The 14,761-nt window shown below is 68.3% G+C and carries 15 protein-coding genes; 11 read left to right on the top strand and 4 right to left on the bottom strand.

Features of this window, described 5'->3' with window-relative positions; all coding sequences use genetic code 11:
* Positions 1–59: 59 nt before the first annotated feature.
* Positions 60–2,915 (top strand): excinuclease ABC subunit UvrA, encoded by a 2,856-nt coding sequence (uvrA, locus tag DMH03_RS30365; RefSeq protein ID WP_125795373.1) that lies wholly within the window; start codon positions 60–62, stop codon positions 2,913–2,915.
* Positions 2,916–2,991: 76 nt separating this feature from the next.
* Here uvrA and DMH03_RS30370 read toward each other — a convergent pair whose 3' ends face one another.
* Positions 2,992–3,627: a fibronectin type III domain-containing protein gene (locus tag DMH03_RS30370; RefSeq protein ID WP_125795374.1), complete on the bottom strand. Its 636-nt coding sequence runs from the start codon at positions 3,625–3,627 to the stop codon at positions 2,992–2,994.
* Positions 3,628–3,888: 261 nt separating this feature from the next.
* Here DMH03_RS30370 and DMH03_RS30375 point away from each other — a divergent pair, with 261 nt between their 5' ends.
* From DMH03_RS30375 to DMH03_RS30390, 4 genes are read left to right on the top strand one after another with little or no spacing between them, the layout of a single operon-like run.
* A complete protein-coding gene (locus tag DMH03_RS30375) occupies positions 3,889–4,440 on the top strand; it encodes a sigma-70 family RNA polymerase sigma factor (protein WP_199749086.1) in 552 nt (183 codons plus the stop codon).
* Positions 4,437–5,147, top strand: coding sequence for an anti-sigma factor (locus DMH03_RS30380; protein ID WP_125795375.1), 711 nt, complete (start codon positions 4,437–4,439; stop codon positions 5,145–5,147). The genes DMH03_RS30375 and DMH03_RS30380 overlap by 4 nt, the downstream gene beginning before the upstream one ends.
* Positions 5,144–5,617, top strand: coding sequence for an SRPBCC family protein (locus tag DMH03_RS30385; RefSeq protein WP_125795376.1), 474 nt, complete (start codon positions 5,144–5,146; stop codon positions 5,615–5,617). The genes DMH03_RS30380 and DMH03_RS30385 overlap by 4 nt, the downstream gene beginning before the upstream one ends.
* 9 nt (positions 5,618–5,626) lie before the next feature.
* Positions 5,627–6,331, top strand: coding sequence for a carbon-nitrogen hydrolase family protein (locus DMH03_RS30390; protein ID WP_233611718.1), 705 nt, complete (start codon positions 5,627–5,629; stop codon positions 6,329–6,331).
* Here DMH03_RS30390 and DMH03_RS30395 read toward each other — a convergent pair.
* Positions 6,310–7,719: an MFS transporter gene (locus tag DMH03_RS30395; RefSeq protein WP_125795377.1), complete on the bottom strand. Its 1,410-nt coding sequence runs from the start codon at positions 7,717–7,719 to the stop codon at positions 6,310–6,312. The two genes, DMH03_RS30390 and DMH03_RS30395, sit on opposite strands and share 22 nt — an antisense overlap.
* Before the next feature lie 98 nt (positions 7,720–7,817).
* Between DMH03_RS30395 and DMH03_RS30400 the strand changes: the two genes are divergently transcribed.
* Entirely contained in the window at positions 7,818–8,219 is a 402-nt protein-coding gene (locus DMH03_RS30400) for a helix-turn-helix domain-containing protein (protein ID WP_007028064.1), read from the top strand.
* On the opposite strand, the gene DMH03_RS30405 is transcribed toward DMH03_RS30400, so the two are convergent.
* Positions 8,209–8,790, bottom strand: a complete 582-nt coding sequence (locus DMH03_RS30405) for a DUF6000 family protein (protein ID WP_125795378.1) — start codon at positions 8,788–8,790, stop codon at positions 8,209–8,211. The two genes, DMH03_RS30400 and DMH03_RS30405, sit on opposite strands and share 11 nt — an antisense overlap.
* 79 nt (positions 8,791–8,869) lie before the next feature.
* Entirely contained in the window at positions 8,870–10,192 is a 1,323-nt protein-coding gene (locus DMH03_RS30410) for a cation:dicarboxylate symporter family transporter (RefSeq protein ID WP_125795493.1), read from the bottom strand.
* A gap of 205 nt (positions 10,193–10,397) precedes the next feature.
* On the opposite strand from DMH03_RS30410, the gene DMH03_RS30415 reads away from it, so the two are divergent.
* The 5 genes from DMH03_RS30415 to DMH03_RS30435 all read left to right on the top strand — a co-directional run bounded on the left by DMH03_RS30415 (position 10,398) and on the right by DMH03_RS30435 (position 14,761).
* The gene (locus DMH03_RS30415) at positions 10,398–12,014 is read left to right on the top strand and encodes a sensor histidine kinase (RefSeq protein WP_125795379.1); all 1,617 of its coding nucleotides are present in this window, start codon (positions 10,398–10,400) and stop codon (positions 12,012–12,014) included.
* On the top strand, positions 12,011–12,679 hold the full coding sequence (locus tag DMH03_RS30420) for a response regulator (RefSeq protein ID WP_125795380.1): 669 nt from the start codon (positions 12,011–12,013) through the stop codon (positions 12,677–12,679). Before DMH03_RS30415 ends, DMH03_RS30420 begins: the two co-directional genes overlap by 4 nt.
* A 36-nt stretch (positions 12,680–12,715) precedes the next feature.
* The gene (locus tag DMH03_RS30425; RefSeq protein WP_125795381.1) at positions 12,716–13,081 is read left to right on the top strand and encodes a MerR family transcriptional regulator; all 366 of its coding nucleotides are present in this window, start codon (positions 12,716–12,718) and stop codon (positions 13,079–13,081) included.
* An 18-nt stretch (positions 13,082–13,099) separates the two neighbouring features.
* Positions 13,100–14,050: a zinc-binding dehydrogenase gene (locus DMH03_RS30430; RefSeq protein ID WP_125795382.1), complete on the top strand. Its 951-nt coding sequence runs from the start codon at positions 13,100–13,102 to the stop codon at positions 14,048–14,050.
* A gap of 162 nt (positions 14,051–14,212) precedes the next feature.
* A complete protein-coding gene (locus tag DMH03_RS30435) occupies positions 14,213–14,761 on the top strand; it encodes a snapalysin family zinc-dependent metalloprotease (protein ID WP_125795383.1) in 549 nt (182 codons plus the stop codon).

Consider the following 14,761-nt stretch of genomic DNA (forward strand, 5'->3'; position numbering starts at 1 on the left):
TGCAGCTATCGACCGGGACGGCGACCGCAGCTGAGAATGAAACCTGAAGGGACCCTGGCGTGGCTGATCGCCTCGTTGTTCGCGGCGCCCGCGAGCACAACCTCCGCGGTGTGGATCTCGACCTGCCCCGCGACAGCCTGATCGTGTTCACCGGTCTGTCCGGGTCCGGAAAGTCGAGCCTCGCCTTCGACACCATCTTCGCCGAAGGGCAGCGCCGGTACGTCGAGTCGCTGTCGGCGTACGCGCGCCAGTTCCTCGGCCAGATGGACAAGCCGGACGTCGACTTCATCGAGGGCCTGTCGCCCGCGGTGTCGATCGACCAGAAGTCCACCTCGCGCAACCCGCGTTCGACCGTCGGCACCATCACCGAGGTCTACGACTACCTGCGTCTGCTCTACGCCCGCGCCGGCAAGGCGCACTGCCCGCAATGCGGCGAGGCGATCAGCAAGCAGACCCCGCAGCAGATCGTCGACCAGGTGCTCGCGATGGAAGAGGGCACTCGCTTCCAGGTGCTCGCGCCGGTCGTGCGCGGGCGCAAGGGGGAGTACCTCGATCTCTTCGAGAACCTGCAGCAGCAGGGCTACGCACGCGTCGTTGTCGACGGGACGATCCACCCGCTCACCGACCCGCCGAAGCTGAAGAAGCAGGAAAAGCACCAGATCGCCGTCATCATCGACAGGCTCTCGGTGAAGACCGGCTCGCGGCAGCGGCTCACCGACTCGGTCGAGACGGCGCTCCGGCTGGCCGACGGCCTGATCGAGCTCGACTTCGTCGACCTGCCGGAGAACGACCCGCATCGCGTGCGCGGGTTCTCCGAGAACCTGGCCTGCCCCAACGGCCACCCGCTGGCGATCGAGGACCTCGAGCCGCGGTCGTTCTCCTTCAACGCGCCCTACGGCGCCTGCCCCGAGTGCAGCGGTATCGGCGTCCGCAAGGAGGTCGACCCGGAGCTCGTGGTCCCGGACGACGAGATGTCCCTCGGTGAGGGCGCCATCGCGCCGTGGGCGGGCGGCCAGAGCGCGGACTACTTCATCCGCCTGCTCGAATCGCTTTCGGAGACCATCGGCTTCCGGATGGACACCCCGTGGCGCAAGCTGCCGGCGAAGGTGCAGAAGGCCGTTCTGCACGGCGTCGACGAGCAGGTCCACGTCCGCTACAAGAACCGCTACGGCCGCCAGCGTTCGTACTACGCGGCCTTCGAGGGTGTCATCCCGTTCCTCGAGCGGCGCCAGGAGCAGACAGAGTCCGAGTACATGCGTGAGCGGTACGAGGGCTACATGCGCGAAGTGCCGTGCCCGGCCTGTCAGGGCACGCGGCTCAAGCCGGAGATCCTCGCCGTCACCCTGGAGCACAAGACACAGGGCGATCGGTCGATCGCCGAGGTCTGTGCCCTCTCGATCGCGGAGGCGTCGCAGTTCCTCGACGAGCTGGAGCTCGGCAAACGCGAGACGGTGATCGCCGGCGCGGTGCTGAAGGAGATCCAGGCGCGGCTGCGCTTCCTCCTCGACGTCGGGCTCAACTACCTTTCGCTCGACCGCGCTTCCGGGACGCTGTCCGGCGGCGAGGCACAGCGCATCCGGCTCGCCACGCAGATCGGTTCCGGTCTGGTCGGCGTGCTGTACGTCCTGGATGAGCCGTCGATCGGGCTGCACCAGCGCGACAACCACCGGTTGATCGAGACGCTGGTCCGGCTGCGTGACCTCGGCAACACGCTGATCGTCGTCGAACACGACGAGGACACCATCCGCTCCAGCGACTGGGTGGTCGACATCGGCCCCGGCGCCGGCGAGCACGGCGGTCACATCGTCCACAGTGGACCGTACAAGAAGCTCTTGCGGAACAAGGACTCGATCACCGGCGCGTACCTTTCGGGCCGCAGCAAGATCGAGATCCCGGCGATCCGGCGCCCGATCGACAAGAAGCGTCAGCTGACCGTCGTCGGCGCGCGCGAGCACAACCTGCGCGGTCTCGACGTGTCGTTCCCGCTCGGCTGCCTCGTGTCGGTCACCGGTGTCTCGGGTTCCGGGAAGTCCACCCTGGTGAACGACATCCTCGCGACCGTGCTGGCGAACAAGCTCAACGGCGCGCGTCAGGTCCCTGGCCGTCACACCCGGGTGAACGGGCTTGCGGGCGTCGACAAGCTGGTCCGCGTCGACCAGTCGCCGATCGGCCGCACCCCGCGGTCCAACCCGGCGACGTACACCGGCGTCTGGGACCACGTGCGCAAGCTGTTCGCCGCGACCACCGAGGCGAAGGTGCGCGGCTACCAGCAGGGCCGGTTCTCCTTCAACGTCAAGGGCGGCCGGTGCGAGGCCTGCGCCGGTGACGGCACGATCAAGATCGAGATGAACTTCCTGCCGGACGTCTACGTCCCGTGTGAGGTCTGCAAGGGCGACCGGTACAACCGCGAAACCCTCGAGGTGCACTACAAGGGCAAGACCGTCGCGGACGTGCTGAACATGCCGATCGAGGAGGCGGCCGAGTTCTTCGAGCCGATCAAGGCGATCCACCGGCACCTCGCGACGCTCGTCGACGTCGGCCTCGGCTACGTCCGGCTCGGGCAGCCCGCGCCGACGCTGTCGGGCGGTGAGGCGCAGCGCGTCAAGCTCGCCAGCGAGCTGCAGAAGCGGTCCACCGGCAAGACGGTGTACATCCTCGACGAGCCGACCACCGGTCTGCACTTCGAGGACATCAGCAAGCTGATCGGCGTGATCAACGGCCTGGTGGACAAGGGCAACACGGTGATCGTCATCGAGCACAACCTCGACGTCATCAAGACCTCGGACTGGATCATCGACATGGGTCCCGAGGGTGGTTCCGGCGGTGGCACCGTGATCGCGGAGGGCACGCCGGAGTACGTCGCTTCGGTCGAGGAGAGCTACACCGGGCAGTTCTTGAAGACCGTTCTCGCCTGAGTCGCCAATGCTATGAACGGTCCGTTACTTGCAAAATTTGCAAGTAACGGACCGTTCATAGCATCCGGAGGGAGAACTACCCCTTCCCCGTGGTCCGGTCCAGCACCGGCGAGGCGGGCCCGTAGTAGAACGTGCGCAGCCGGTACGAAGCGCCCTCCTCACCCGACATCGAAGCGAGCCCGGCCGACGTCGTCCCCGGATCCGAGACCTCGACGGGCACGAACTCGGCCGCGCCGGGTTTCTTGATCTCCACGAGGAAACCGTCCTCGTCGGTGGAGTGGTCCGTCCAGCTGAACCGCACCATCTCCTCCGGCGCGGGTTCGGCCCGGAACGAGGCCGGAGCGGCCGATCGGTCGCCCGTCCGCAGTGACACGGCGGGTCCGGACGCGGCCGGAGTAGCGGGGCCGGAGACGGTGACGGCGTCCGACACGGCGCCGTAGAACGGCCGGATCCGGTAGTAGAACCGCGTTTCCGGCATCAGGTCCGGATGCCGGTAGGTCGTCTGCCGCGGCGGCACGAACCGCAGGATCGTGTACTCGCCGTGCGGATCGGTGGTGTATTCGACGATCCGCCCCGCGACGTTCGGATCGTCGTCGGGCCAGCTCAGGTCGACGTTCGCCGGATCGGTGAGCGTCGCGGTGAAACCGGGTTCCCCGCCGCATCCCGACACGAAAGCGACGGCCAGCAGAACGGCCGCGAGTTTCCTTGGCACGCCTCGAACCCTCCCGGGAATCAGGCGGCGGCGGAATCCGGAGGCGTCAGCATACGAGCGCGTCCGGTGATCGACAAGGCCCCGGGTGAACCGTTCCGCGACGCCGTCCGTGTGGGAGGCAAGAGGAGGCGGCCATGGAGAACCGAGGAGAGGCCGGTGCCGATGCACAGTTCGATCGCGGCGCGCGCCGAACGATCCACTCTGCCCATGCGGGTTGCAGTACTGTCCTCGCCGACCCAGAAGACCGTCGGGAGGACGCGAGTGGCGATCGGAGGCTGGCGGCCCAAAAAGGCCAAAGGCGAGGACTTGGTCCGGCACTTGTACGCCGAACACGGGCGAAGCCTGCTGGCGTACGCGACGAGGCTGACCGGGGACCGCGCGGCCGGCGAGGGCGTCGTGCAGGAGACCCTGGTCCGGGCCTGGAAGCACGCCGAAGACCTGCAGAACGACGCGAAGGGATCGGTGCGGGGCTGGCTGCTCACGGTCGCCCGGAACATCATCACCGACCGCGCGCGGGCCAGGGCGGCACGGCCACCGGAAGTGGCGGAGCCGGAGGAAGGCGTGCCCACCCCGGCGGTGGAGCGGGACCACGCGCAGAGCGTCGTGGACTCCATGGCCGTGCTCGGGGCGATGGACGGCCTCTCCACGGAACATCGTGAGGTACTGGTGGAGATCTACTACCGGGGCCGCACGGTGGCCGAAGCGGCGAGATCCCTGGGCGTGGCCCCGGGTACCGTTAAGTCGAGATCTTATTACGCGTTACGGGCGCTCAGAGCCGTGATGTCGGGACCTGGGAAGGAGGTGGCGCGATGAGTGCGGTCGGACATGACCAGGGCCAGCTCGCCGCCTACGTTCTCGGTGGGCTCACCCCGGCGGAAGCGGCCACTTTCGAGACGCATCTGGCGAACTGCGCGACGTGCCGTCGTGAGGTTCGCGAGTTGTCGGAGCTGCGGTATGACCTCGACGAAGTGCCGCCGGAGGCGTTCCTCGAAGGTCCTCCCGACGGCGGTGATCTGCTGCTGCAGCGCACGTTGCGTCAGGTCCGCGACGAAGAAGGCGCGCAGGAGCGGAAGCCTCGCCGGTTCCTCGCCGTGGCCGGAGCGGCCGTACTGGCCGTCGTGGCGCTGGGCGCCGGGGTGCTGGTCGGCAGGCAGAGCACGCCGGAGCCGTCGACAGTGGCTTTGCCGGTGCCCGCGGTGACCGCGCCGGTGCCGGGCACCCGCGATCTCGCGGCCACCAACCGGATCACCGGAGTGCAGCTGGCGGTCCGGGTGGTTCCGGCCGCGGGCTGGGTACGGCTCCACGCCAAGGCGACAGGGGTCCGCGAAGGCGAGAAATGTGCGCTCGTCGTGGTGACCAGGACCGGCGAGCGAGTCAACGCAGGCAGCTGGCTCGTTTCGGAGAAGGGACAGCGCGAGGGCACCGGGGTCGACGGTTCGGCACTGGTCGCCCCCGACGACGTGGCCTCGGTCGAGGTCGTGACCATGGACGGCCGGAACCTGGTGTCGGCGGAGGTATGACGGGTTCGCTCACGGGTCGCGGAGGCGGTTGGTACCGCTTCCGCGACACGTGGCTGCTCCCCGCCTCACCCCAAGCGGTGTTCGACGCCGTCGTCGACCTGGCCGCTTATCCGCTGTGGTGGCGTGACGTCCGGTCGGTCAGCCAGGTCGACGAGGACACCGCCGAGCTCGTTTGCCGGTCCAGGCTGCCGTACGCGTTGACCGTGCGAATGCATCGAGACCGGCAGGACGAACGGGAGGGCCGGGTCCGGGTCCTGCTCAGCGGTGATCTGGAAGGGACACTGGCCGGCGCTCTCGTCGCGGTGGAAAGCGGCACCAGGCTGGACATCACGCAGGAGGTCGAGGCGCGGAAACCCTTGCTGCGCAAGCTCGACCGTGTCGCGAGGCCGGTTTTCCGGATCAACCACGCGCTCATGATGCGACGAGGGCAAAACGGATTGCGGGGGTATCTGAGGACGTCCACAGGTTAGGCTCGCGCCATGCGTGTCGCGACTGTGCAGCCGTTCACCGTCCCCGCGGACCTTTCCGCGAACATCGCCGAACACGCGAGGCTCCTCCGGATCGCGGAAGCCGATCTTTGCGTCTTCCCCGAACTTTCCTTGACCGGTTTGGAGTTCGAGGCGCTTGCCGCCGACCCCGGCCTGTGGTTGTCCCAGGACGACCCCCGCCTCGATCCGCTTCGGGAGGCGTGCCGGGCCAGTGGTGTCCACGCCGTCATCGGGCTCCCGCTCGTGGAGGACGGGCGGCGGTACATCGGTTCGCTCGTCCTCGGACCGACCGGGGAAACCGTTGCCACCTATGCGAAACGCAATCTGCACAACAGCGAGGAAGAGCTGTTCGAACCGGGCGATCGCCGGGTGATCATCGACGTCGGCGGCAGGCGCCTCGGTCTCGCGATCTGTCTCGATGCCGCGAATCCGGACCATGCCAGGGAACTCGCCGAAGCCGGCGCCGAGGTCTACGTGCTCAGCGCGCTCTTCAGTGAGGGCCAGGAACAGCGGCTGCTCGACCAGGTCGGCGTCGCGGCCGGGTATGGGATGTGGGTCGTGCTTTCCCAGTATTCCGGCAAGACCGGCGGGATGGCCGCGTTCGGCGGCAGCGGGGTCTGGAAACCCGGAGGCGCCGCCGAGGTGCGGCTCGGCGGCGAGGTCTCCGAATGGGCTTACGCGACGATCAGTTCCTGAGTCTTCCGAGCACGTAAAGCCACGGCCGCGACGAAGACAGCGAGGGCGAGCAGTCCGGCGCTCAACGCGTACGCGGTCCTGTAGCCGCTTGTGAGCGCCTCAGCCATCGCGGTGCCTTCGGCCAGTAGCGATCCGGTACGGGACGCGGCGGCGGTCGCGAGCACCGCCGTCCCGATCGCCGCGCCGATCTGCTGCGTGGTGTTGATCAGCCCCGAAGCGACCCCGGTGTCGGCGGCGGTGACGCCGGACATCGCCTGCCCCATCAGCGCCGGCATCGCCGCGCCGAAGCCGACGCCCATCAGGACGAGCGCGGGCAGGACGTCCGTCGCGTAGTTTCCGTCCGCCTCGACGGTGGCGAGGAAGCCCAGCGCCAGCGCGACCAGCGAAAGCCCGGTGACGAGCACCGTTCGCGCCCCGAAGCGGTGATTCAACCGCTCGGCGAAGACCAGCGACATCACCGCGATCGCGAGCGGGGCGGGCAGGAAGGCGAATCCGGTGCTCAGCGCGTCGAGCCGGAGCACGCGCTGCAAGTAGAGCGCGGTGATGAACTGGAAGCCGAACAGCCCGGCGACCATCAGGACCATCACCGTGTTCGCCCCGGACACCGCCCGGAGCCGGAAGATCCGCAGCGGCAGCAACGGTTGACGCGCCTTCGCTTGCCGGAGCACGAATCCGGCGAGCAGCAGCAGCGACGCCGTGAGCAGCCCGAGCGTGCGGGCGTCGGCCCAGGTGTACTCCTCGGCCTTGACGATCGTGTAAACCAGCAGCATCAGTCCGCCGGTGACCAGTCCGGCGCCGGTGACGTCGGTGCCGCCGCGCAGGCCGGGGCCTCGGTCGTCCGCGAGCAGCCGGACGGCGACCACGACCGCGACCGCGCCGATCGGCAGGTTGACGAAGAACGTCCAGTGCCAGTCGAGCAGCTGGGTCAGCGTGCCGCCCGCGATGAGCCCGATCGACGAGCCCGCGGCCTGGGTGAAGCTGTAGACGCCGATGGCCTTCGCCCGTGCCCGCGGTTCCGGGTAGAGGGTGGTGATCATGCCGAGCACCACGGCCGACGCGAGCGCGCCGCCCGCGCCCTGCAGGAAGCGGAACACGATGAGCTGAGCTTGGTCCTGTGCGATTCCGCAGAGCAGCGAAGCGAGGGTGAACACGCCGAGTCCGGCCAGGAAGACCCGTTTCCGGCCGAGCAGGTCGCCCAGTCTGCCGGACAACAGGAGCAGCCCGGCGAACGCGATCAGGTAGGCGTTGACCACCCAGGCCAGGGTGGACGGCGTGAAACCGAGGTCGTTCTGGATGGCGGGTAGCGCGACGGCGACGATCGAGCCGTCGAGGACGACCATCAGCGAGACGGCGCAAAGGACGGCGAGGGCGAGAGCGCGCTGTGGCATGAAGAATCCCTTGAAATTCCCAGGTGATGCCTTGGTGCATCACTTGTAACAGCGCCCATCTTGTGTGACTCTCTTCCTTGCCGGAAGGAGGCACTTTCATGTCCCAGGGGAACACCGATGTGACCGCGCAGGCCAGGGTCGTCGATCCGGAAAAACTCGAGGTGTGCACCGTGCTCGAGGTGATCAACCGGATCAGCGGGAAGTGGGCGATCGGCATCCTGCTGGAGGCCACGCGCGGTCCGGTGCGGTTCACCGAACTGGAGCGGTCGGTGGAGGGGATCAGCAGGCGGATGCTCACGCTGACGTTGCGGAACCTCGAACGCGACGGGCTGCTCGTGCGCACCGTGTATCCGACGGTGCCGCCGAAGGTGGAGTACGAGGCCACGGCGATGGCGAAGGAGCTGTACGCGTCGCTGAGCGGCTTGCTGAGCTGGGCCGAGCGCCACCGCGACTCGATCGCCGCGTCCCGCGTCGTCTACGACGAGAAGGTCAGCGCCTGACGCCTGCCGTGTGCACGGCGCGCTGGACGTGGGAACAGAGCAGGTCGAAGTACATCTTCTGGAACGGCAGGTCCGTGCTGTTCTTCGCGGACCAGCTTTCCCACAGGCCACCACGCCGCAGATAGCGTGACGTGTACGCGGTCGTGAGGTCGGCGTCGACGTTGTGCAGGGCCGCGAGCGCCCACTCCTGGTCGTAACGCAGGTCCGGCCTGGCGAGGTAATGGTCCAGATAGGACACGAGGATCTCGGCGTCGGCGATGGTCCCGAACCTCGCCAGCGCGAAGCAGTAGCCCTGCCCGGCGAACACCAAACCGCTTTCCAGGAACAGTTCCCGGATGCGCCCGCGCCACGCGGTGCGGCGGTCGACGCCGATGAGCCACGCCGCGGTGATCCGTGGCCGCCAGTCCGCCTCGAACAGCTCTTCGAGTTCGTCGTCGGTGATCCGCGCGGCGTCCTCGACGAGGTCGCGCAGGAATATCTCGCGTTCGGGTCCGCTCATCATCCCGGCGAAGTTGCCGTGCAGCAGCTTCGAGTACCGCGTGAGCACGTAGCGGTCGATGGCGTCCGGCATGCGTTCAGTTTGCCGGAACGAAGAAACCGCGGTGCGAGGACGGGGGACCCTCGCACCGCGGTTTCGTTCTTGCCGTGCGCTACACGCGCGCCACGGCTTTCTCCCTGTCTCCGTCGCTGTCCTCGTGGGGATCCGAGACGTGATCGTCGATCAGGGTGGCTTCGTCGAACGGTGCCTGCCCGCTGAAGACCTGGTTGGCGCGTTCGCGGTCGAACTCCTTGGTCCAGGTTCCGACCAGAACGGTCGCGACGGCGTTGCCCGCGAAGTTGGTCAGCGCGCGAGCCTCGGACATGAACCGGTCGATGCCGAGGATGAAGCCGACGCCGTCGACCAGTTCCGGCCGGTGCGACTGGAGCCCGCCGGCGAGGGTGGCGATCCCGGCGCCACTGACGCCCGCGGCGCCCTTCGACGCGATGATCATGAACAGCAGCAGGGAGATCTGCTCGCCGAGCGACAGCGGCTGGTCCTGCGCGGTCGCGATGAACAGCGTCGCCATGGTCAGGTAGATGGCCGTGCCGTCGAGGTTGAACGAGTACCCGGTGGGCACGGTGATGCCGACGACGGGCTTGGAGACCCCGAGGTGCTCCATCTTCGCGATCAGGCGCGGCAGGGCCGACTCGGACGACGAGGTCGACAGGATCAGCAGGAATTCACGGCCGAGATAGCGGAGCAGGGTGAAGATGTTGATTCGCGCGCCGAGCCACAGCACCGAACCGAGCACGCCGAACACGAACACCAGGCAGGTCAGGTAGAAGCCGATCATGATGACGGCGAGGCTGCGCAGCGCGCCCCAGCCGGTCTCTCCGACCACGGCGGCGATCGCGCCGAACGCGCCGACCGGGGCGGCCCACATGATCATCGCCAGGATCCGGAACACGAGCCGCTGGATGTGCTCGATGCCGCGGCGGATCGGCTCACCCTTCGTGCCCAGTTTCTGCACGGCGAACCCGGCGAGCAGGGCGACCAGCAGCGTCTGCAGCACCTGGCCTTCGGTGAACGCGGAACCGAAGCTGGTCGGGATGATGCCGAGCAGGAAGTCGACGGAGCCTTCGCCGCCCTCGGCCTGCGTGTGCGCTTTCGCGGCGGCGGCCGGGTCGAGATGCAGGCCCTCGCCCGGGTGCAGGAGGTTGCCGACGACGAGGCCGATCGCGAGCGCGAACGTCGACATCATCAGGAAGTAGCCGAGCGACAGCAACCCGACCTTGCCGACCTTCGCGGCCTTCGCCACCGATCCGATGCCGAGCACGATGGTGCAGAAGATGATGGGGGAGATCATCATCTTGATCAGGTTGACGAAACCGGTGCCGAGAGGCTTGAGTTCCTTGGCCAGATCCGGCGCGGCGAACCCGACGATGACGCCGAGGACGACCGCCGCGATCACGGCCAGGTACAGGTAGTGCATCTTGTCTCGGCGACGCGGCGCCGCTTCGGGCGTTGTAGGCACCTTTGCCTCCAGCTCAGGGGGTGTTCGTGGGATTGCCGGTCACTATCACCCGGGCAGGTGAGCTGGGTCACGGTTGTGTTCATTGAGTTCGCGCGGATGGTTTCCGGGGAATTCCGGCCGGGCGCGCTGGGCGACGCCGGTGGCGGTGTGCTGGTATGAGCGGGTGCCCTCGACGACGCGGAACCGGACCAGACGCGGCAGTCTCGCCCGCCAGCTGCTGATTCTCCAGCTCGTCGTGCTCTTCGTCCTCGTCGCGGCGGGGCTGACCTTCGCCTATCTCGATTCCGTCCGTGCCACCGAACACCGGGCGGAAGACAAGGTGATCGCGGTCGCCGAAGCGGTCGCGGACGCGCCAGGGGTACTGGCCGCATTGTCCACATCGGATCCCACTTCGACGTTGCAGCCGTTCGCGCAGAGTGTCCGCGCGGATACGGACGTGGATTTCGTGACCATCATGGACAAGAACGGAATCCGCTACACGCACCCGAATCCGGAGCTGATCGGCAAGCCGTTCATCGGGAACATCGGCGAGGCGCAACGCGGCGCGCGGGTCCTGGAGACCTACGCCGGTTCACTGGGCCCGTCCGAACGCGTCGTGGTGCCGGTGCATGGCGCCGCCGGGCAGGTCGTCGCGCTGGTGTCGGTCGGCATCACCGTCGAAGCGATCGACGCTGAACTGCGGGAACGGCTGTGGCCGCTGATCGGGGTCGCGGTGGCGGTGCTGGTGGTCGGCGGGATCGGCAGTTATCTGGTCAGCGCCCGGCTCCGGCGGCAGACCAGGGGGATCGCGCCCGAGGAACTGAGCAACCTGTTCGAGTACCACGAAGCCGTCCTGCATTCCGTGCGCGAGGGCCTGCTGCTCGTCGGCGGCGACGGGCGAGTGGTGCTGTGCAACGACGGCGCCCGCGCGCTGCTGGGGGTCGACGACGACCCGGTCGGCCGGGAACTGTCCTCATTGGACGTTCCTGAGGACCTCGTCGAAGCGTTCACCTCGGGGGAGGAGCGCACCGACGAACTCCACCTGACCGAGGCCAGGGTGCTGGTCGTCAGCACGGCGCCGGTGCGGGCGCGGGGGAAGGCGATGGGCACCGTCGTGATCCTGCGCGATCACACGGAACTCCAGGCGCTGACCGGGGAACTGACCACGGTGCGCGGGCTGGCCGAGGCGCTGCGGTCGCAGGCGCACGAGGCGGCGAACCGGCTCCACACCGTCGTTTCGCTGGTCGAGATCGGCCGCCCCGAACAGGCCGTCGAATTCGCCACCGAGGAGCTCGCGCTGGCGCAGGAACTCACCGACCGCGTGGTCGGCGCGGTCGCCGAACCGGTGCTCGCGGCGTTGCTGCTCGGCAAGGCGGCGGAGGCGAGCGAGCGTGGCGTCGAGTTCACGATCACGCCCGACACGGTCATGGAGGACTCGGACACCGGCGTCCCGCCGCGAGATCTGGTGACCATCCTCGGGAACCTGATCGACAACGGGATCGACGCCGCGGTGGGGAACGCCGGCGACGGCGGACGGCCCGGGGTCGAGGTCACCGTGCGCTCCGACCCCGGCGAACTGCTGCTGCGGGTCGCCGACACCGGCCCGGGTGTGGACGACGTCGAGGACGTCTTCCGGCGCGGCTGGTCGACCAAACCGGAGGACGGGCACGGGCTCGGCTTGGCACTGGTGGGTCAGGCGGTGCGGCGGCACAGTGGGACGATCGACGTCGGCCGCGAAGAGGGCGCGGTGTTCACTGTGCGCTTGCCACTGAAAGCACCGCCGAAGGAGCCGACACGATGATCAAGGTGCTGGTCGTCGAGGACGAACCGGTGGCCGCGGACGCGCATCGGGTGTACGTCGAGCGGATGCCCGGTTTCACCGTGTCCGGTGTCGTCCATTCCGGCGGCGACGCGTTGCGGTTCTGCGAACGCGAACCGGTCGACCTGGTACTGCTGGACTTCTACCTGCCGGATACGCACGGGCTCGCGGTCTGCCGGTCGCTGCGCGCGGCCGGTCTCCCGATCGACGTCATCGCCGTGACCTCGGCGCGGGACTTGGCGCTGGTCAAGGCCGCCGTGTCGGTCGGCGTGGTGCAGTACTTGCTGAAGCCGTTCACTTTCGCCTCGCTGCGGGAAAAACTGGAGCGCTACGCCGAGTTCCACGGCGCTTCGGGCGAGGTCACCGGCCAGGCCGAGATCGACCGCGCGCTCGGCACCCTGCGCACCACCGAGCGGCAGGCGCTGCCGAAGGGGATGAGCTCGCAGACCCTGGAGGCGATCACCGAGGTCCTCGCCTCGGCCGCGGACGGCCTCTCCGCCGGGGCGGCCGCGACCGCGATCGGCGCCTCCCGCGTCACCGCGCGCCGCTACCTCGAGTACCTCGCCGACAACGGCCTCGCTCAGCGCGAGCCCCGCTACGGCCAGGTCGGCCGCCCCGAGGTCTGGTACAAACCGAAAACCGTATAACGGCCTATACGTCGGCTCGACGGCTACCTTGGCACCGTGAAGATCGGCGAGCTCGCACGGAAGACCGGGGTCAGCGTCCGGTCGCTGCGCTATTACGAGGAAGAGGGCTTGCTCAGCCCGGGCCGGGAAGGCAACGGCTACCGCGATTTCTGCGAAGGCTCGGTCGAGGCGGTCCTGCAGATCCGCGGGATGCTCGACGCGGGCCTGCCGGTCAGGCTGATCCGCGAAGTCCTCCCGTACCTCGACGGGCCAGGGGAAGTCCGGCCGAAGGAGCCCTGCGAGTACATGATCGGCGAGGTCGCGCGGCAGCGGGAAGTGCTCGATCGCCGGATCGCGCTCATGACCCGCAACCGCGACGCCCTCGACGCGTACCTCCACGACTTGACCCTCACGCAAATGTGAGGGTTTTAGCGTGCGGACATGACTTCGATGCGCGCGCTGCGGCAGAACTCCCTGAATGGTCCCGAAGATCTTCACTTGATCACCGACGCACCGGTTCCGGTGCCGGGGCCAGGTGAGCTCCTGCTGAAGGTCACCGCCGCGGGGGTCAACTTCGCTGACGTCATGCAGACGCGGGGCACGTACGAAAACGGTCCGGAAGCCCCGTACGTCGCCGGGTTCGAGGCTGCCGGGGTGGTCGTCGCCGTGGGGGAGGGGGTGACCGCGCCCGCCATCGGCGATCACGTCGTCGGGACCGGTGGCGGGGCCTTCGCCGAATACATGGTCATGTCCGCGGCCGGCGCGGTCCCGGTGCCCGAGGGCTGGTCGGACGACCAGGCGATCGGGCTGATCCTGAACTGGGTCACGGCGCTCGCCGCGCTCAAGCCGCTGGGCAGGCTGGCCGCCGGTGAGACCGTGCTGGTGCAGGCGGCGGCAGGCGGGGTCGGCCAGGCCGCGGTCCGGCTGGCCAAGCACTACGGGGCGACCGTCATCGGCGCCGCGTCGCCCGACAAGCACGATTCGGTGCGGGCGCTGGGCGCCGACCGTGTGGTCGGTTACGGCGAGGAGGCGGGGGAGGTGGACCTCGTGCTCGAATCGGTCGGCGGGGCCACGTTCGAGGCCGGCCTCGCCGCCGCCAAGCGGGTCACCGGACGCGTCGTGGTCTACGGCGTCGCCGGAGGCGAGGTCGCGATCACGAACCGGGACTTGAACTTCCGGCATCAGATCCACGTGATCGGACTGCACCTCGGCGTTCTGATCGAACATGCGCCCGCGATCTTCGCGGAGTTGATGGACGAACTGCGCGCCCTCATCACCGCCGGTGTCTGCGTGCCGGGAAATCCGGCGGTGTACGACCTCGCGGACGGGCCGAAGGCGCTCGCGGATCTCGAAGCGCGGGCGACTTCGGGCAAGCTCGCGCTGCGGCCATGAACGAGGCTGACCGGGCATAGTCGTATGCGAACACGTGCATGTCAATAGGGCGAAAGTGTTGGTAAATCACCAGCTGTCAGAAGCGACGAAAGTCGGTGCCGGGTCTCGGCCGGGGCTCCTAAATTCACGAACCATTCCGTTGTCCTCACAAGGAGTGGGTCCATGGCAAGGAAGTTCTTCGTCTCCGCGTCCGTGAGCTTGGCGCTGCTGGCCGTCCCGGTCACCGCGGGCCAGGCCACGGCGGCGGTCCAGCCTGCTCAGCAGACCGTTGCGGCCACCACGGTCTACTACGACGCTTCGGGGGCGCCCAGCTTCCGCGCCGCCATCCAGGCGGGCGTGGCGAACTGGAACAACTCGGTGTCCAACGTGAAGCTGCAGGAGAGCTCGTCGGGCGCCACCCTGCGCTACACCGAAGGCAACGACCCCTCGGGTTCGTACGCCGAGACCGACGGCCACGGCCGCGGCACCATCTTCATCGACTACACGCAGGCGCGGGAGTACGACCAGACGCGGATCGCCGCGCACGAGACCGGCCACGCGCTGGGCCTGCCGGACAACTACCAGGGCCCGTGCTCCGAACTGATGTCCGGCGGCGGCCCCGGCCCGTCCTGCACCAACGCGTCGCCGAACGCCCAGGAGGTCTCGCGGGTGAACTCGCTGTGGGCCAACGGGCTCGTCGCGGCGGGCGCCATGCAGCGCATCTACAACTGA

This window comes from Amycolatopsis sp. WAC 01376, from assembly GCF_003947415.1.
Taxonomy (GTDB): Bacteria; Actinomycetota; Actinomycetes; order Mycobacteriales; family Pseudonocardiaceae; genus Amycolatopsis.